General features: G+C 66.2%; 12 protein-coding genes. 6 read left to right on the forward strand and 6 right to left on the reverse strand.

The annotated features are described in order from the left end of the window. Positions 1–102: 102 nt before the first annotated feature. A complete protein-coding gene (gene shc, locus QW845_RS12000) occupies positions 103–2,193 on the reverse strand; it encodes a squalene--hopene cyclase (RefSeq protein WP_315802159.1) in 2,091 nt (696 codons plus the stop codon). A 216-nt stretch (positions 2,194–2,409) separates the two neighbouring features. Beyond that, positions 2,410–2,817 (reverse strand): MAPEG family protein, encoded by a 408-nt coding sequence (locus QW845_RS12005; RefSeq protein WP_315801803.1) that lies wholly within the window; start codon positions 2,815–2,817, stop codon positions 2,410–2,412. A gap of 95 nt (positions 2,818–2,912) precedes the next feature. Here QW845_RS12005 and hemH point away from each other — a divergent pair, with 95 nt between their 5' ends. From hemH to QW845_RS12020, 3 genes are all read left to right on the forward strand, one after another. Further along, entirely contained in the window at positions 2,913–4,010 is a 1,098-nt protein-coding gene (gene hemH, locus QW845_RS12010) for a ferrochelatase (RefSeq protein WP_315801804.1), read from the forward strand. Between the two features lie 209 nt (positions 4,011–4,219). Further along, on the forward strand, positions 4,220–5,224 hold the full coding sequence (locus tag QW845_RS12015; RefSeq protein ID WP_315801805.1) for an SPFH domain-containing protein: 1,005 nt from the start codon (positions 4,220–4,222) through the stop codon (positions 5,222–5,224). A 16-nt stretch (positions 5,225–5,240) separates the two neighbouring features. Further along, positions 5,241–5,687, forward strand: a complete 447-nt coding sequence (locus QW845_RS12020) for an NfeD family protein (protein WP_315801806.1) — start codon at positions 5,241–5,243, stop codon at positions 5,685–5,687. Positions 5,688–5,766: 79 nt separating this feature from the next. On the opposite strand, the gene QW845_RS12025 is transcribed toward QW845_RS12020, so the two are convergent. Then, entirely contained in the window at positions 5,767–6,924 is a 1,158-nt protein-coding gene (locus QW845_RS12025; RefSeq protein WP_315800828.1) for an IS481 family transposase, read from the reverse strand. A gap of 174 nt (positions 6,925–7,098) precedes the next feature. Then, on the reverse strand, positions 7,099–8,817 hold the full coding sequence (locus tag QW845_RS12030) for an outer membrane beta-barrel protein (RefSeq protein ID WP_315801807.1): 1,719 nt from the start codon (positions 8,815–8,817) through the stop codon (positions 7,099–7,101). A gap of 169 nt (positions 8,818–8,986) precedes the next feature. On the opposite strand from QW845_RS12030, the gene QW845_RS12035 reads away from it, so the two are divergent. The 3 genes from QW845_RS12035 to QW845_RS12045 are packed head-to-tail and all read left to right on the forward strand — an operon-like array spanning position 8,987 to position 11,645. Beyond that, a complete protein-coding gene (locus QW845_RS12035) occupies positions 8,987–9,988 on the forward strand; it encodes a KpsF/GutQ family sugar-phosphate isomerase (protein ID WP_315801808.1) in 1,002 nt (333 codons plus the stop codon). A 10-nt stretch (positions 9,989–9,998) separates the two neighbouring features. Beyond that, entirely contained in the window at positions 9,999–10,814 is an 816-nt protein-coding gene (locus QW845_RS12040) for an arylamine N-acetyltransferase (protein WP_315801809.1), read from the forward strand. A 15-nt stretch (positions 10,815–10,829) separates the two neighbouring features. Then, positions 10,830–11,645: an arylamine N-acetyltransferase family protein gene (locus tag QW845_RS12045; protein ID WP_315801810.1), complete on the forward strand. Its 816-nt coding sequence runs from the start codon at positions 10,830–10,832 to the stop codon at positions 11,643–11,645. 981 nt (positions 11,646–12,626) lie between these two features. Here QW845_RS12045 and QW845_RS12050 read toward each other — a convergent pair. Both QW845_RS12050 and gltB read right to left on the reverse strand, forming a co-directional pair. Next, positions 12,627–14,075: a glutamate synthase subunit beta gene (locus tag QW845_RS12050; protein WP_315801811.1), complete on the reverse strand. Its 1,449-nt coding sequence runs from the start codon at positions 14,073–14,075 to the stop codon at positions 12,627–12,629. 314 nt (positions 14,076–14,389) lie between these two features. Next, on the reverse strand, positions 14,390–19,126 hold the full coding sequence (gene gltB / locus QW845_RS12055; protein WP_315801812.1) for a glutamate synthase large subunit: 4,737 nt from the start codon (positions 19,124–19,126) through the stop codon (positions 14,390–14,392). Positions 19,127–19,198: the final 72 nt, after the last annotated feature.

Genomic DNA, 19,198 nt, shown 5'->3' on the forward strand with positions numbered 1-19,198 from the left:
CCCGGCCTTGAGCCGGGACCCATACTCCGCGGCGGCTGTGATTGAGCGAGCCTTTAACTACACGCCTGCCTCAAACCGCTCCCTGTGGTTATGGGTCCCGGCTCAAGGCCGGGACGACAGCGAGGGTGCGGATGCGGTGTTGCCATGCCCCTGCGGCCGCAGCGCGCGTCCCAAGGCCATCAGCGGGAAGTAGTGGCGGTACATGCCGTAGCGGAGCATGAAGGCGCGGGACAGCTCGGGGCCCTGCATCAGCCGCTCCTGCAACGAGGGATCGTTCAGCTTGATGGTCTGGCCGACGCCGTAGCCGGGGAAGCCGGTGCCGGTGAACTCCGGCTCGTCCCAGGTGCCGGCGGACTGGCGTTCGACCAGCCACAGGCAGCCGCGCTCGATGGCTTCCTTGTCCTGCGGACGGTTGGCGGCGAGCAGTGCCATCAGCGCCCAGGCGGTCTGCGACGCGGTGGTGGTGCCGCGCCCGACCGCGCTGACATCCATGTAGGACGCGCAGCTCTCGCCCCAGCCGCCGTCCGGCTCCTGATGGGCGACGAGCCAGTCGCAGGCGCGGCCGATATAGGGTTGCGTCATGTCCTCGCCGATCGCGGCCAGCGCCGGCAGCACGGCGCCGGTGCCGTAGACGTAGTTGACGCCCCAGCGGCCGAACCATGGACCGCTCGGCTCCTGCTCCCGTCGGATGTAGTCGAGCGCGCGCACCATGGCGGGATGGTTGCGCGAGATGCCGAGCTTGCCGAACGCCTCGACGATGTGGGCGGTGACGTCGACCGACGGCGGATCGAGCGCCTCGCCGTAGTCGCAGAACGGAATTTTGGTCAGGATCTGCTGGTTGTTGTCCTTGTCGAACGCGCCCCAGCCGCCGCCGTGGCTCTGCATGCCGATCAGCCAGTCGACGCCGAGTTGGATCGCCTCGTCGATGCCCTTGGTCTTCCACTTGGGATCATGCCGCAGCGGCGCCAATGCGATCAGCGCCACCGCGGTGTCGTCCGTGTCGGGATAGTAGTTGTTGGCGTATTCGAACGCCCAGCCGCCGGGCTTGACGTGCGGCAGCTTCATCGACCAGTCGCCGGGCACCCGCACCTGGCGCTCCAGTACCCAGTTCACCGCCTTGTCGACGGCTTCCGGATAATCGCCGAGCACGCCGGCATCGTCGAAGGCGAGCAAAGTGAGGATCGTGTCCCACACCGGGCTGTTGGTCGCCTGGATGTAGGTGGCATCGCCAACATCGACCCGCCAGCCGGGATCGTTCAGGGCATCGAGGCCCTTGGCGAGAACGGGGTGATTGAGCGGATAGCCCTCGGCATAGAGCGCCATCAGGCCGTAGATCCAGGGCGGCTGGATGCCGCCCCAGGCGCCGTCGAAATCCTGATGGCGGATCATCCATTCCAGCACGCGGCTGGTCGCCGCAGGGCGAAACAGGCCGAGATTGAGCTTGTTGCCGAAGTTCTGCAGGGCATGCAGCACCTTGTCGGCGCCGCGGAAGAACTTGTCCCAGCCGCCGGCATTGGCCTTGACCGGCAGGTCGTAGCCGAACGCGTTGCGCCCATGCGGAAACAGCGCGTCGAGCCGGTTCTCGGGCGGCAGCGGCCGGCTCGGGCGCCGCGCCGACAGCACGGCGATCGGCATCAGGGTGGCGCGTGCCCATTGCGCGAAATTGTAGATCGAGAACGGAAACCAGAGCGGAAACCAGATCACTTCGGGCGGGATGTTCGGCGTCTTCTCCCACGGCCATTCGCCGATCAGCGCCAGCCAGTAGCGCGTGAACACGCGGATGTTGCGCAAGCCGCCCTTGGCCTCGATCCATTCGCGGGCGCGGCGCACCGGCGGCTCATCGTCGCGGAAGCCGAGCGAGCGCAGCGCGGCATAGGCCTCTACGGTCGCGTTGATGTCGCCATTGGGCGCGCCGAAATAGACCTGCCAGGCGCCGTCCGGGCGCTGGCTGTCGAGCAGCGACTGGCCCAGGCGCTTGCGCAGCGGATGGTCCTCGAGCCCCATGAACCACAGCGCCAGGCACCATTGCGCCTCCATGCAGGCGTTGGATTCGGCGCGGCCGACCCAGTGGCCGTCCGGCTTCTGGTTGGCGATCAGCCAGTCCGAAGCCGCCCGCACCGTCGATTGCAGGGCGGTCTGGTAATTTCCCGGGTCGCGCGGCGCGCGCGCGGAAGCCGAGCTGGTCAAAGTCATCATCATCCCTCTGGCGGCCCGATAGCGCCGCTGCAGCCGTCGAATTCACCCCGCCCTATAGGGAATTTCGCCGTCAAATCCAATCAACTGGCCGTAGCAGGCCGGATCAAAGCGGAAACGAAAAGCGTACGGACCGAGGTCTTCAGCGCTCGTGGTTAGCACCTCGGCGGGGACAGGGATGTGACACCGCTCACGCGCGGGGACCGCGGCTTCCGCTCAAACCGGCAGGTAATTGCGCAGCAAAGGCAGGAAGAAGATCGCGACCGTGATCAGGAAGCCGATCGCCCACAGGATCGAGCGCAGCGACGGCCGGTCGCCGACGTAGGTCAGGACGTAGGCGATGCGCACGATCAGGAACAGCACCGACAGCTCGTTGATCAGGTTCTGCGGCGCGCCGCGGAACTCGGCCAGCAGTACCGCCGCCGCAAAGAACGGGAACGCCTCGATGCCGTTCTGGTGGGCGCCCAGCGCCCGCTCGCGGATGCCGCCGGCGTAGAAGGCGGGATCTCGCGGCCGGGCGTTGTCATAGCGCCCGGCGCCGTCGACCTTGATCCATTTCGCCGGCACGATCGTTAAAAGGTAGAGCATTACGCTGGCGAAAATGCACCATTCTGCAATCGTCATGGCTCCTCCAGCCCGATGACATCGGTGAAATGGCCCTTATCTTGACAATGTCGAAACAAGCCGCCAAGCCACGCCCTTCACCAGTCACAGGCATCATGACCGCCGCCATCTCCCTCGACAATGCCAGGCCTGTCGATGCCAAGGCTCTTGATGCCAAGGCTCTTGATGCCAAGGCTCTTGATGCCAAACCGTTGCCGGCCGCGAGCACGTCACGCGTCGGCGTGCTGCTGGTCAATCTCGGGACGCCCGATACGGCCGACGCCGCCGGCGTGCGGGTGTATCTGAAAGAGTTCCTGTCCGACCGTCGCGTCATCGAGGACCAGGGCCTGCTGTGGAAGATCATCCTCAACGGGATCATCCTCAACGTCCGGCCGCGCAAGAAGGCCAAGGACTACCAGTCGATCTGGAACACCGAGAAGAACGAATCGCCGCTGAAGACGATCACCCGCGCGCAGAGTGAGAAGCTGGCCGCTGCGATCGCCGACCGCAGCCACGTCCTCGTCGACTGGGCGATGCGCTACGGCAATCCGTCGATCAAGGCCGGTGTCGATGGCCTGATGGCCAAAGGCTGTGACCGCATCCTGGTCGTGCCGTTGTATCCGCAATATTCGGCCGCGACCTCGGCCACCGTGTGCGACGAGGCGTTCCGCGTCCTGACCGAGCTGCGGGCGCAGCCGACCATCCGGGTGACGCCGCCCTATTACAACGACGATTTCTACATCGAGGCGCTGGCGGTCTCGATCGAGGACCATCTGAAGACGCTGCCGTACACGCCCGAGCTGATCGTGGCGTCGTTCCACGGCATGCCGAAGGAATATGTCGACAAGGGCGACCCCTATCGCGAGCAGTGCGTCGCCACCACCGAGCTGCTGCGCAAGCGGCTCGGCATGGACGACACCAAGCTGCTGTTGACCTTCCAGTCGCGTTTCGGCTTCTCGGAGTGGCTGCAGCCCTACACCGACAAGACCATCGAGAAGCTCGCCAAGGACGGCGTCAAGCGCATCGCCGTGGTGATGCCCGGCTTCGCCGCCGACTGCCTGGAGACGCTGGAGGAGATCTCCGGCGAGAACTGCGAGATCTTCAAGCACAATGGCGGCGAGGAATTCTCCGCCGTGCCGTGCCTGAACGACAGTGCCCCGGGCATGGAGGTACTGCGGCAGCTCGTGCTGCGCGAGCTGCACGGTTGGCTGTAACGGGCTGGCTCTGAGCCGGCCCGCCGGCGCTTCTCTGCCTTCGGCTAGGTGAGCCGTGCGGCGGCGCAAGGTTAATGCCGCTGCAACCTTCGAAAATACTTTCCTGAACCGCGCCTAACGAATCCCCGACAAAATCATGCAGCAATCCCTAGATTGTGATGGCTGCAGAGGCTGGTGAGGGGACGACCGTCTCCTCCCTTGGAGGATCCATGAGCGGTTTCGACATTTTCGCCATAGCGCTGGTGCTGCTGGTCATCTTCACGCTGTATTCCGGCGTGAAGACCGTGCCACAGGGGTTCGACTGGACCGTCGAGCGGTTCGGCAAATACACCCGCACCTTGTCGCCGGGCCTCAACATCATCGTGCCCTTCTTCGATCGCATCGGGCGCAAGATCAACATGATGGAGCAGGTGATCGACATCCCCGAGCAGGAGGTCATCACCAAGGACAACGCCACCGTGACGGTCGACGGCGTCGCCTTCTACCAGGTGTTCGACGCCGCCAAGGCGAGCTACGAGGTGTCGAACCTCAACCAGGCAATCGTCACGCTGACCATGACCAACATCCGCTCGGTGATGGGCGCGATGGATCTCGACCAGGTGCTGTCGCATCGCGACGAGATCAACGAGCGGCTGTTGCGCGTCGTCGACGCCGCGGTGTCGCCGTGGGGCCTCAAGGTGAACCGGATCGAGATCAAGGACATCGTGCCGCCGGCCGATCTGGTCGAGGCGATGGGCCGTCAGATGAAGGCCGAGCGCGTCAAGCGCGCCGACATCCTGCAGGCCGAGGGCCAGCGCCAGTCGGAGATTCTGCGCGCGGAAGGCGCGAAGCAGAGCCAGATCCTGCAGGCGGAGGGCCGTCGCGAGTCGGCCTTTCTCGATGCCCAGGCGCGCGAGCGCGCGGCCGAAGCCGAGGCCAAGGCGACGCAGATGGTGTCGGACGCGATCGGTAAGGGCGATGTCGCCGCGCTCAACTACTTCATCGCCGACAAATACATCAAGGCGTTCGGCCAGCTCGCCGACTCGCCGAACCAGAAGGTGATCATGCTGCCGCTGGAGGCGACGGGCATGCTGGCCTCGCTCGCCGGCATCGGCGAGATCGCCAAGGCGACGTTCGGCGAGAGCGCGGCTTCGGCCGTGGCCGCCGCGCGCCGCGGCGGTTCGGTGCCGTCGGCGGGGACGCCGCCGGCACCGCCCGTGCCGCCGCGGACGTAGAGCGAAGGAGGCGATCATGAGCGACATGTTCGTCACGCTCGGCACCTGGAACTGGCTGATCTTCGGCGTCCTGCTGATGGCGCTGGAGCTGCTGGCGCCCGGCATCTTCCTGTTCTGGCTAGGCCTCGCGGCGCTGCTGGTCGGCCTGATCTCGTTCGTCATCGCGCCGGGATGGCAACTGCAGATCCTGCTGTTCGCGCTGTTCGCGATCGCGGCCGTGCCGCTGTGGCGGCGGCTGGCGCGCGCCAACGCGGCGCCATCGCAGGACAATCCGTTCCTCAACCGCCGCTCGGCCGCGCTGGTCGGCCGCGAGTTCACCCTGGAGAAGCCGATCGTCGGCGGCAACGGCACCGTGCGCATCGACGACACGGTGTGGCGCGTCGCCGGCCCGGACACGCCCGCCGGCAGCCGCGTGCGCATCGTGCAGGCGGACGGCGCACATCTGACGGTGACGGCGGCGTAAGCTCCGGGTGATGTCGCCTGATTGAAGCAACGCTCTCACCACGTCATTGCGAGCGCAGTGTTTAGCCCGGAGACATAGCTTACACCTGTTCGGGGACATGGTTGACACTTTTGGGGTCACGCAAATCGATCGCTGCGATCTGATGAGCGGCAAAGAAAACTCCGAATTTTCCGTCTTGGCTGAGTGGACGAATAGCGAGTCGCTCACCGCGAAAGGCTTGAGGGACTTTCCAGAGCCGTCCCTCGAAACTGACATAGGCCTTCGTGCTCGACACGGAACGGACGATCTCCCCCTCGTCGTAGTCCACCGTCGGAAGGCGATCCGGCATGGTGCGTTGGCTGGGCCGATAGCGGCTTGCCGGCACATTGAAGTCGAGAGCCTCATGGGGGCGGTCGAGATTGTAGACGGCTCGCCATTCGTCGAGTGCCCGCTGGACATCGGGAAGGTCCCTGTAACGCTTGAAGGCAAAGACCTCGGCCTTCAGGCTGCGGTGGAAGCGTTCGTTCTTGCCGCGGCTCTGGGGATGATAGGGCCGGCTATGGATCGTTCGAACGCCGAGCTTCAGCAGCCAGACCGTCAACGCGGTCCAGGGGTCTTCGAGAGTAAAGCCCCAGGGGCCACCGTTGTCGACGAACATCGCATCCGGCAGTCCATAGCGGCGGAACGTCGTCTCCAAATGTCCTTTGACCGTAGAGCCGCGCTCATTGTCGCAGGCCGCCAGGCACAAGGAAAAGCGCGAGTGATCGTCCAGCGCGGTGAGCGGATGACAAGACACACCGTTCTCCAGCGCACTGTGTCCCTTGAAGTCCATCTGCCACAGCTGATTGGGCGCATCCTTCTCGAACCGCGTGTAGGGCTGCCCGGGCGTGCCGCCAGGCTCCGTCACCCGATCGTAGCGGCGCAGGATGTTATGCACGGTGGAGATCGCCGGGACAGCTTGCCCATCGCGATCGAGACGATGCGCGAGCTTGCGCGCGCCCCAGGCCGGGTGAGCATCGCGCAACGCGACAATCTGCTGCTCAGTCGCAGCTGCGGTGCGCTCCGGACTTCGATGCGGCCGCCGCGACCGGTCCGCCAGCGTCGTATCGCCGGCGTCAGACCGCTCGATCCATTTGTAGCCGGTCTGGGGGCTGATGCCGAACCGCCGACACAGCTGCCGCCGGTTGGCTCCCTCCTGCTTGGCAAGCATCACAAACTCTCGTCGCTGGTCCATGACAGACACCTCTCGCCACGGCATCGCTCGCCCCTTTGCTTGACGAATCGAGCCAATTTTGAGGTGTCAACCATGTCTCCGAACACCTGTCAGCCATGTCCCCGGGCTGAACAGCAGCGAAGCAATCCAGAGTCGTTTCCAAAACCCTGGATTGCTTCGTCGCTGCGCTCCTCGCAATGACGGAGGAGAGAGCGGGGATCAGTTTTGCAGCCGCACGCCCAGCATCACCACCGTGCCCGACGAACCGGCACCGGCAATGTTGGAGTCCAGCTTGTCATAGCGCAGCGTGCCCTTGACCCAGACGTTGCGCGACATCTTGTAGACGAGGTTGCCTTCGGCCGAATAGGTGCGGTCGCTGCGGCCGTAGCCCTGATAGTCGAGCGTGCCGAAGCTGAACTTGCCGATGCCGGTCAGCCAGCGGCGGAAATCGTGATCGACCTGCACCGTGTAGGTGCGCACCAGCACGCCGGAGGCGCCGGCCACCGTGGTCTCCGCGAGCTGCGTGTCGGAGAGAAAGCGCGCGGTGGTGAGCGGCGTCGCCGACCACACCAGCGAGGCCGTGGTCAGGAAGCCCTGCAGCCGGTTCAGCCGCGGGTCGACATAGCTGCGCGTGGCATAGCCGAGCGAGACCTCGCCGGTCAGCAGCCGGGTGAACTCGAACGAGGTGCCGGCCTTGGCGTAGCCGCCGGATGAATCGCGCTGATAGCCGGACCGATCGATCTTCTCGTCGTGCACGCGGCTGTCGCCCTGGATTTCCGTGAAGGGCTTCAGGCCGGGCATGACCTCATAGGACACCCGGCCGATGCCGCCGAACTGGTTGTAGTTGCGGTCATCGTTCGACGTCATCGTGCCGTCGGTCAGCTTGCTCTGCTGATAGCTGGTGCGATCGGCGGTGGCGCCGGCCGAGACCTGCAGCCGGTTGAGGCGCTGGTCGATGCCTAAGGTGGTGCCGAGCGTGGTGTAGACCGGATAGCGCGACAATCCGGCCTGCACGCTCGGGCTGCCGGGATTGTCGGTCGCCGCGCGCAGGCGGAGCTGGGCGCCGATCGAGGTGTCGCGCGTGATATCGAGGCGGCCGTCGACATGGCCGGTGAAGTCGGGGCGGTCGAGCGTGGTCGGCGCCGAATTGATGCCGCCGTCCATGATGGCCGGCAGGGTGCTGCCATAGCCGGTGAAGGATCCCCTGAGGTCGGCGACGAGGGCGTGACGCTCCCAGTTCGACACCGCCAGGAATTCCGGCGCGATCACCCAGGCCGGCATGCCGCGCGGCCTGGCGAGGCGGGCCGGGTTGCTGTCATAGCCGGCGGAGAGCTCCACCGCGCCCTTGATCAGGAACGGCCCGGCGTAGTCGCCGACCGCGCCGAATGGGTCATCGTCGATTCTGAGGCGCTTGCGCGGCGGCTGGCCGGGGACGGTGCCCGCCATCGCGGGCGGCAGCGGTTGCCGGTTGGCGGAGGCCGAGGGCGGCAGGGTCGGGCGCAACTGGCCGGTGAGCTCGCCGGACGGCGGTGTGCCGGGGCCCGGCGCCGGCTTGGGCCGCGCCTGGGCGGGATAGTATTTCGGCTTCTTGCGGGTGCGATTCAGCGAATCATAGCCGACATCGGATGCGCCGCTGGCCGCGGGCACACCGGGCAGGGGGACCAGATTTCGTCGTGCGGCCGAGCTGGCCGGCGTAGGCGTCGCGGGCAGCCCTGGCGTCGGGACGGCATCGGTCAGGCCGCTGACCACGGTCCGCCGCAACGGGGAGTCCTGCGGCGCCAGGAAGCCGTCGCGCACCGGCCGGAACACGTCGATGGTCTGGGAGCGGGCGGCCTCGGGGCCGAGCGCGGCGAGCAGCAGGCATGCGGCGGACGCGCCGCGCCACACCGCGCGCCTTCGCGCGCGCCTCGCGCGGCCGCTGTCAGGCCTCCACCCCACGATGAAAATACTCCAACAAAATCAATTGCGTCGTCGGGACGCCCGCGCCGCCGGCCAACCGCGTCGTTAAGGGAGTAAAAACAAATATGGTTAATGGGCTGTTGATGGCGCCTTGCTGCCTTACCCATGCTAAAGAGCGGCGCCTGACTGTTCAGCCCTGGAAGTCCGCATGCCGAGATCGAAGCCGTTGCCCGACACCGCTCCCGCCAACGCAGATATCCAGTCGGCACTGCGCACGCTCGACGCCGGCAGCAACGGCATTGCCGCGATCTCCGCGGCGCTATCCGGGCCCTTGGGAGCAGCCTTCGCCGCTGCCGTCGAGCTGATCCGCCAAGCCAAGGGCCGGGCGATCCTCACCGGCCTCGGTAAGTCCGGCCACGTCGCCCGCAAGATGGCCGCAACCCTCGCCTCGACCGGCACGCCCGCCTTCTTCGTCCATTCCGCCGAGGCCGGCCATGGCGATCTCGGCATGATCACCTCGGACGACGTCGTCATCGCGCTGTCGTGGTCCGGCGAGCAGCCGGAGATGAAGACGCTGGTCAACTATACCAAGCGCTTCGCCATCCCGCTGATCGCGGTCACCTCCAATGCGCAATCGTCGCTGGGGGAGGCGGCGCGCATCGTGCTGGAGCTGCCGAAGGCGCGCGAGGCCTGTCCGCACAATCTGGCGCCGACCACCTCGACCCTGATGCAGGCCGCGATCGGCGATGCGCTCGCGATCGCGCTGCTCGAAGGCCGCGGCTTCACCGCGCTCGAATTCGCCAATTTCCATCCGGGCGGCAAGCTCGGCGCCATGCTCAAACATATCTCCGATCTGATGCGCTCGGGCGACGCGGTGCCGCTGAAGCCGCTCGGCACCGGCATGGCCGATGCGCTTGCCGAGATGTCGGCCAAGGGTCTGGGCTGCGTCATCATCGTCGATGGCCGTGGCCATGTCGCCGGCATCATCACCGACGGCGACCTCCGCCGGAAGATGCGTGCCGACCTGCTGTCCGTCTCGGTCGACGAGATCATGACCGCGAACCCGCGCACCGTGCGCCGCGAGGCGCTGGCCTCCGAGGCGCTGGAGATCCTGAACTCCGCCAAGATCACGACCCTGATCGTGACCGACGGCGCCAAGCCGGTCGGCATCCTGCACATGCACGATCTGTTGCGGGCAGGGGTGGCGTGACCTTCCCACCATGACCGACCGTTTCGATCTCGACAGATATCTCGCCCGCATCGGCTATCGCGGCCCGCTGACGCCGACGTTCCAGACGCTCGCCGGATTGCAGGCTGCCCATGTCGATGCCATCGCTTTCGAAGGCATCGATCCGCTGCTCGGCCGGCCCGTGAACATCGATCTCGCCTCGGTGCAGGCCAAGATCGTCGACGGCCGTCGGGGCGGCTATTGCTTCGAGCAGAACGCGCTGTTCAAGGCCGCGCTGGAGGCGATCGGCTTTGCGGTGACGCCGCTCTCGGCGCGGGTGCGCTGGCGGCTCGATGCCGACGCGCCACTGACGCCGCGCACGCACATGATGCTGAAGGTCGACCTGCCGGAGGGGCCGTACATCGCCGATGTCGGTTTCGGCTCCTGCCTGCTCGATACGCCGCTGCAGATGGTTGCCGACATCGAGCAGCCGACCGCGATGGGTACGTTCCGTCTGACGCTCTCCGATGGGCTGTATTGGCTCGCGGCGAGGCAGCCGGCGGGCTGGCGCACGATGTACGTCTTCGACCTCGCGCCGCAGATTCATGCCGACTACGTGCTCGGCAACTGGTTTACCTCGACCAGCCCGTTGACGCCGTTCACCTCGATGCTGATCCTGGAGCGGTTGACCCGCGAGGCGCGCTACAAGCTGGTCAATCGCCGCCTGGTCGTCGAGGCGCGCGATGGCGAGGTGAGGAGCGAGCAGATCATCGAAACGCCCGAGACGCTGCGCAGCGTCATCGAGGAGGTGTTCGGGCTGACACCTCCGGTGTCCGTCGATGTGATCTGGGCGCGCATCGAGGGTTGACGGGAAGGCGTTGCGATGGCGGATGAGTTTCAGCTGGAGTCCTATCTCGCCCGCATCGCCTATCGCGGGCCGCTCGCGCCCGACCTGGCGACGCTCGCAGCGCTGCAGGCCGCGCATGTCGACGCGCTGCCCTTCGAGGCGCTCGATCCGCTGATGGGCCGTTCCGTCCATGTCGACCTGCCGTCCGTGCAGCAGAAGCTCGTGCTCGGCCGCCGCGGCGGCTACTGCTTCGAGCAGAACGTGCTGTTCCAGGCCGCGCTGGAAGCGATCGGATTCAAGGTCAACGGCCTGACGGGGCGCGTGCGCTGGCGCTCGGCGCCATCAGATCCGCTCGGGCCGCGCCAGCACATGATGCTGCTCGTCGAGGTCGACGGCCATCCGCATCTCGTCGATGTCGGCTTCGGCATCTGCATGATGGATGCGCCCATCCGTCTCGAGATCGGGCCCGAGCAGCAGACGCCGATGGGGACGTTTCGCATCGGCACGTGGGACGGACTCTACACGGTCAGCGCAAAGCAGCCGGCGGGCTGGCGCATGATGTACGCCTTCGATCTCGCGCCGCAGATCCATGCCGACTACGTGCTCGGCAACTGGTACACCTCGACCAGCCCGAACGTGCCGGCCACGCATACGCTGATGATGGAGCGTGTCGAGCCTCGTGTGCGGCACAAGCTGGTCAGCCGCCGCTATCAGCGGCAGGCGCGCGATGGCGAGGTGATCGAGGAGCGGATCATCGAGACCGCCGGCGAGCTTGGCCGTCTCATCGACGACATCTTCCGTGTGACGCCCCCGGTGCCGGTCGAAGACATCTGGGCGCGGACGTCGAGCTGATCGCGTTGCAGGTTGCACGCGATGTTCTGTGATCGAACGTGCGTTGCGGCCGCGCATGCGAGCACGAGTCGCTGCGGACCTTTTTCGCGTGTCGTGCGGAATTTGACGGGAATGCCGGCCCTCTCATTGTGTTTATGTTAAGAGTCGCACCCTTAGGTTGCGGGAACCTGAGGGGCTCGCGGCTGCCAGCCGTCGAACAATGGGGATCGTCCAGCATGACTGACATCGTGATGCACGCGACGCGATCAATCCTGCCGAGTGTGTCCGAGCAGGGCTGCCCTCACCGAACACGGCCGCATCCTTCCTGACATCGGAGCCGCGCACCGCGGCTCATCCGAGCTGGCCTCACGGCCAGGACGGGTGGGGGCTTCACGGTTGCAACGTCGACCCTGACGCTTCGACGCTCATCCGATCGATCATGAGACCACGGCCTGACCTGCCACTTCAGGCCGAGCGGAGACTCTCGTCGAGGAAGCCCCCACCCCTTTTTTGTTGTCCGTGCAATGAATGCTGCAAATTGGATTGGAGCTGCAAGCGACGCAATCGGTGCGCTCCCCTCCCCCTTGCGGGGAGGGATCGGGGGTGGGGGTCCCCGAGTCACGTTCGATCTGATGAGAGCTGAATTCTCTATCCGTGAGTAGGGCGCATGCTGAGCTCGATAGTCCCACCGCGTCATTGCGAGCGCAGCGAAGCAATCCAGAGTCGGTTGCGCGGCTCTGGATTGCTTCGTCGCTTTGCTCCTCGCAATGACGGAAGCTCATAGCTGACTTCAGAAGAAGAGGGCGACGAAAGCGGTGACTGCCTTGGGCATGTTCTTCGGCATGTTCTTGGGCATGTTGAAGCGCCGGCGGATCCAACGCTGTTCGGCGCCCGGTGACCCCCACCCCCGACCCCTCCCCGCAAGGGGGAGGGGAGCGCACCGGTGTCGGGGTGGGCAGTCGGGCTAAGGCTGATCTACAGCACGTCCACTACACTCCGCGCTCAGCGCGGCAGCTCGGTCTTGCCCATAAGGAACTTGTCGACGGCCTGGGCGCACAAGCGGCCCTCGCGGATCGCCCAGACCACCAGCGACTGGCCGCGCCGCATATCGCCGGCGGAGAAGACCTTCGGCAGCGAGGTCTGGTAGTCGGTCAGGTTGGCCTTGACGTTGCCGCGCGGGTCGAGGTCGACGCCAAGGCTCTTGAGCAGACCCTCGTGCACCGGATGCACGAAGCCCATCGCCAGCAGCACGAGGTCGGCTGCGAGCTCGAACTCGGTGCCCGGGATCGGCTTGAACTGGGCGTCGACGCGGACGCAGTTCATCTTCTTGACCGCGCCGTTCTCACCCTCGAACTTCTGCGTCAGCACCGCGAACTCGCGCATCGCGCCCTCGGCCTGGCTCGACGATGTCCGCATCTTCAGCGGCCAGTTCGGCCAGGTCAGCGCCTTGTCCTCGCGCTCCGGCGGGGCCGGCATGATCTCGAGCTGGGTCACGGAGAGCGCGCCCTGGCGCAGCGAGGTGCCGATGCAGTCGCTGCCGGTGTCGCCGCCGCCGATCACGACGACATGCTTGCCGCCGGCGAGGATCTCGGTCGCATTCACCGGCTCGTTGCCGACGCGGCGGTTCTGCTGCGGCAGGAAGTCCATCGCGTAATGAATGCCGGCGAGATCGCGGCCGGGGATCGGCAGGTCGCGCGGGGCTTCCGCGCCGCCGGTCAGCGCCACGGCGTCGTAATCCTTCAGCAGCGTCTTGGCATCGAGGCCATCCTTGCCGCCGACATTGACGCCGTAGTGGAAGACGACGCCTTCGCCTTCCATCTGCGCGATGCGGCGGTCGATGATACCCTTCTCCATCTTGAAGTCGGGAATGCCGTAGCGAAGAAGTCCGCCGGCCTTGGCGTGCTTCTCATAGACATGCACCTCGTGACCGGCGCGAGCGAGCTGCTGCGCGGCGGCGAGCCCGGCCGGGCCGGCGCCGACGATCGCGACCTTCTTGCCGGTCTTGACCGCGGCCGGCTCCGGCTTCAGCCAGCCGTTCTCCCAGGCCTTGTCGACGATGGCGCATTCGATCGTCTTGATGGTCACCGGGTTGTCGTCGATGTTCAAGGTGCACGACGCCTCGCACGGGGCGGGGCAGATGCGGCCGGTGAACTCCGGGAAGTTGTTGGTCGAGTGCAGGTTGCGCGACGCCTCTTCCCAGTTGCCGTTGTAGACGAGGTCGTTCCAGTCCGGGATCTGGTTGTTGACCGGGCAGCCGGTGGTGCCCGGCGCGGCCGAGCCCGTGCCGTGGCAGTAGGGGATGCCGCAATTCATGCAGCGCGCCGCCTGGTCGCGCAGCTCCTTCTCGGAGAGCGGCACCACGAACTCGTTGAAGTTCTTCAGACGCTCGGCAACCGGCGCGTACTTGCGATCGTGCCGCTCGATTTCGAGAAAACCTGTGACCTTGCCCATGACCTACGACGTCCCTGACTGCTCGGGCCTCATGGTTCGAGACGGCGCTTTCGCGCCTCCTCACCATGAGGGTTTGCTCCTACTTCTCCTCACCCTGAGGAGCGGCGTCTTCGCCGCGTCTCGAAGGGTGAGGCCCCGCTCTCGGCCTCATGGTTCGAGACGGTGCTGCGCACCTCCTCACCATGAGGGTTTGCTCCTATTTTCTCCTCACCGCTGAGGAGCGGCGTCTTCGCCGCGTCTCGAAGGGTGAGGCCCCGCTCTCGGCCTCATGGTTCGAGACGGCGCTACGCGCCTCCTCACCATGAGGAGAGATATCAAGCCCCGATCGCGATCTTCGGCTCGGCGTCGGCGTTGGCCGCCATTTCCTTCAGGGCGCGGCGGTACTCGACCGGCATGACCTTGCGGAACTTCGGCGCATAGTCCTTCCAGTTCGCCAGGATTTCTGCGGCGCGCTTCGAGCCGGTGGCCTTGGCGTGACGCGAGATCAGGATGTGCAGGCGCTCGATGTCGGACGCCAGCAGGTTCTTGAACACGTCGACCCGGCCATGCGCCTCGAGATCGCCCATCTGGTGATAGGAGGCTTCCGCGATCATCTCCTCCGACAGCACCGGCTCGAGCTCGACCATCGCCATGTTGCAATGCTTGTCGAAGTCGCCGGCCTCGTCGAGCACATAGGCGACGCCGCCGGACATGCCGGCCGCGAAGTTGCGCCCGGTCTTGCCGAGCACGACGACGATGCCGCCGGTCATGTACTCGCAGCAATGATCACCCGCGCCCTCGACGACGGCGACCGCGCCCGAGTTGCGCACCGCGAAGCGCTCGCCGGCGATGCCGCGGAAGAAGCACTCGCCGGAGATGGCGCCGTACATCACGGTGTTGCCGACGATGATCGACTCCTCCGGCACGATGCCGGAGTTGCGCGGCGGCTTGACGATGATGCGGCCGCCCGACAGGCCCTTGCCGACATAGTCGTTGCCTTCGCCTTCGAGCTCGAAGGTGACGCCGTTGGCGAGCCAGGCGCCGAACGCCTGGCCGGCGGTGCCCTTCAGGCTGACATGGATCGTGTCCTGCGGCAGGCCGGCATGGCCGTAGATCTTGGCCACCGCGCCGGAGAGCATCGCGCCCGCGGAACGGTCGGTGTTGTTGATCTCGGCCTCGATCTTGACCGGCGCGCCGCGATCGAGCGCCGGCTTGGCCTGCTCGATCAGCCTGCGGTCGAGCACGGCCTCAAGGTGATGGTCCTGCTTCTCGGCGTGATGGACCTTCTGGCCCGGCTCCGCCTTCTGCTTGACGAAAAGCTTGGAGAAGTCGAGGCCCTTGGCCTTCCAATGCGCCACCAGGCGGGACTGGTCGAGCATCTGGGTCTGGCCGACCATCTCGTTGAACGAGCGGTAGCCCAGAGCGGCCATGATCTCGCGGACTTCCTCGGCGACGAAGAAGAAGAAGTTGATGACGTGCTCGGGCTGGCCTGTGAAGCGCTTGCGCAGCACCGGGTCCTGGGTGGCGACGCCCACGGGACAGGTGTTGAGGTGGCACTTGCGCATCATGATGCAACCAGCCGCGATCAACGGCGCGGTGGCGAAGCCGAACTCGTCGGCGCCAAGGAGTGCGCCGATGACGACGTCACGGCCGGTGCGGAAGCCGCCGTCGACCTGGACCACGATGCGGCTGCGCAGCCGCTCACGCACCAGCGTCTGATGCGTCTCGGCAAGGCCGATCTCCCACGGCGATCCCGCATGCTTGATCGAGGTGAGCGGGGAGGCACCGGTGCCGCCCTCGAAGCCCGCGATCGTGACGTGGTCGGCGCGCGCCTTGGCGACGCCGGCCGCAACCGTGCCGACGCCGACCTCCGAGACGAGCTTGACCGACACCTGACCGTCGGGATTGACGTTCTTCAGGTCGTAGATCAGCTGCGCGAGATCCTCGATCGAGTAGATGTCGTGGTGCGGCGGCGGCGAGATCAGGCCAACGCCGGGCGTCGAGTGGCGCACCTTGGCGATGGTGGCGTCGACCTTGTGGCCGGGCAGCTGACCGCCTTCGCCGGGCTTGGCACCCTGCGCCATCTTGATCTGCATCATGTCGGAGTTGACGAGGTACTCCGTCGTCACGCCGAACCGGCCCGAGGCGACCTGCTTGATCGCCGAGCGCATGGAATCGCCGTTCGGCAGCGGCTTGAAGCGGTCGGCCTCCTCGCCGCCTTCGCCGGTGTTCGACTTGCCGCCGATCCGGTTCATGGCGATCGCGAGCGTCGTATGCGCCTCGCGCGAGATCGAGCCGAAGCTCATCGCGCCCGTGGCGAAGCGCTTGACGATCTCCTTCGCCGGCTCGACCTCGTCGAGCGGAACCGGCTTGCGCTTGTCGTCCTCGGCCGACTTGATCCGGAACAGGCCGCGCAGGGTCAGCAGCCGCTCGGACTGCTCGTTGAGCAGCTTGGCGAACGCCTGGTAGCGCTCCCTGGAGTTGCCGCGCACGGCGTGCTGCAAGGTCGCAACCGACTCGGCCGTCCACGCATGGTCCTCGCCGCGGGTGCGGTAGGCATATTCGCCGCCGACATCGAGCGCGCTCTTGTAGACCAGCGCATCGCCGAACGCGTCGCGGTGACGGCGCGTGGTCTCCTCGGCGATCTCGGCGAGGCCGACGCCCTCGATGCGGGTGTGGGTGCCGGCGAAGAACTTCTGCACGAACTCGGCGCGAAGGCCGACCGCGTCGAAGATCTGCGCGCCGCAGTAGGACTGATAGGTCGAGATGCCCATCTTCGACATGACCTTGAGCAGGCCCTTGCCGATCGACTTGATGTAGCGCTTGACGACCTCGTAGTCGCTCAGCGCGCCCGGCAGCTTGTCCTTGAGCGCGATGATGGTCTCGAAGGCGAGATACGGATTGATCGCCTCGGCGCCATAGCCCGCCAGACACGCGAAGTGATGCACCTCCCGCGGCTCGCCGCTCTCGACGACGAGACCGACCGACGTGCGCAGGCCGGTGCGGATCAGGTGATGATGCACGGCGGCGCAGGCGAGCAGCGACGGGATCGGAATCCGGTCGGCCGAGACCATGCGGTCGGACAGGATGATGATGTTGACGCCCTCGCGCACCGCGGCTTCGGCGCGGCCGCAGAGATCGTCGAGCACCTGCTCGAAGCCGGCCGCGCCCAGGCTCGCATCGAAGGTGGTGTCGAGCGTGCGTGAGACGAAGTGGCTGTCGGAGACCTCAGAGATCGAGCGGATCTTCTCCAGGTCCGCATCGGTCAGGATCGGCTGATGCACCTCGAGCCGCTTGGTCGAGGCGACACCCTCGAGGTCGAACAGGTTAGGTCGCGGGCCGATGATCGAGACCAGGCTCATCACCAGCTCCTCGCGGATCGGATCGATCGGCGGGTTGGTGACCTGTGCGAAGTTCTGCTTGAAGTAGGTGAACAGCAGCTTCGGCTTGTCCGACAGCGCCGAGATCGGCGTGTCGTTGCCCATCGAGCCCGTGGCCTCCTCGCCGGTGGCGGCCATCGGCGTCATCAGGATCGCGATGTCTTCCTGGCTGTAGCCGAACGCCTGCTGCCGGTCCAAGAGCGGCAGGTTGGTGCGCGCGCCCGTGGTCGGCGCATCCGGCAGCTTCTCGACCTGGATCTGCGTGCGGCCGAGCCACTCGGTGTAGGGATGGCTGGCGGCGAGCTGCGCCTTGATCTCGTCGTCCGGGATCAGGCGGCCCTGCTCGAGATCGACGAGCAGCATCTTGCCGGGCTGCAGCCGCCACTTGGTGACGATCTGGTCCTCCGGGATCTTCAGCACGCCCATCTCGGACGCCATTACGATGCGGTCGTCCTTGGTGACGAGATAGCGCGCCGGCCGCAGGCCGTTGCGGTCGAGCGTGGCGCCGATCTGGCGGCCGTCGGTGAAGGCGATCGCGGCCGGGCCGTCCCACGGCTCCATCAGGGCGGCGTGATATTCGTAGAACGAGCGGCGCTCCTCGCTCATCAGCGGATTGCCGGCCCACGCCTCCGGGATCATCATCATGACCGCGTGCGGCAGCGAGTAGCCGCCCTGCACCAGGAACTCGAGCGCGTTGTCGAAGCAGGCGGTGTCGGACTGGCCCTCGTAGGAGATCGGCCAGAGCCGGCTGATGTCCTTGCCGAACAGCTCGGACGACACCGACGCCTGCCGCGCCGCCATCCAGTTGACGTTGCCGCGCAGGGTGTTGATCTCGCCGTTGTGCGCGATCATCCGGTAGGGATGCGCCAGCGACCAGGTCGGGAAGGTGTTGGTCGAGAAGCGCTGATGCACCAGCGCCAGCGCGCTCTCGAAGTCCGGCTCATGCAGGTCGGCGTAGTACTTGCCGAGCTGGTCGGCCAGGAACATGCCCTTGTAGATCACGGTCCGGCACGACATCGAGCAGGGGTAATAGCCCGACATGCCACGGTCGCGGCGCTGATAGATCGCCTGCGAGATCGACTTGCGCAGGATGTAGAGCTTGCGCTCGAACTCGTCCTCGGTCTTGGCGGCGCCGTTGCGGCCGATGAACACCTGCATGCTGCGCGGCTCGGTCGGCTTGACCGTCACGCCCAGCGAGGAGTTGTCGGTCGGCACGTCGCGCCAGCCGAGCAGGACCAGGCCTTCCTCCTCGATCTGGTCGGCGATGATGCTCTTGATGACGTTCCGCCAGGAATCGTCGCGCGGCATGAACAGCGCGCCGATGGCGTATTCGCCGGGGGCGGGCAAGGTGAAGCCGAGCTCCTTCGCCTTGCGCGAGAAGAAGGCGTGCGGGATCTGGACCAGGATGCCGGCGCCGTCGCCGAAGCGTGGGTCGGCGCCGACGGCACCGCGGTGCTCGAGGTTGCACAGGATGTTCAGCGCGTCGGCGACGATCTGATGCGACTTCTGGCCCTTGATGTTGGCGATGAAGCCGACGCCGCAGGAATCCTTCTCCTGGCTCGGGTCATACAGACCTTCGGCCTCCGGACGCCAGGTGTGCAGCTCGCGGGTGATCTCGGCCGGTTTCTCGTGCGAATCCACAGCCAGCACCGCGCCGCCCAAAATTCCGTGCTCGACCTTCGATCCGCTCATATCCGTCCCCATCAGTTATTGGTCAGGGCCTTCACCACAGTCCGGTACACAGTCCGGCGCACCCCGGGCGCT

It is taken from the genome of Bradyrhizobium sp. SZCCHNS3002 (assembly GCF_032377435.1).
In the GTDB taxonomy this organism is placed as follows: domain Bacteria; phylum Pseudomonadota; class Alphaproteobacteria; order Rhizobiales; family Xanthobacteraceae; genus Bradyrhizobium.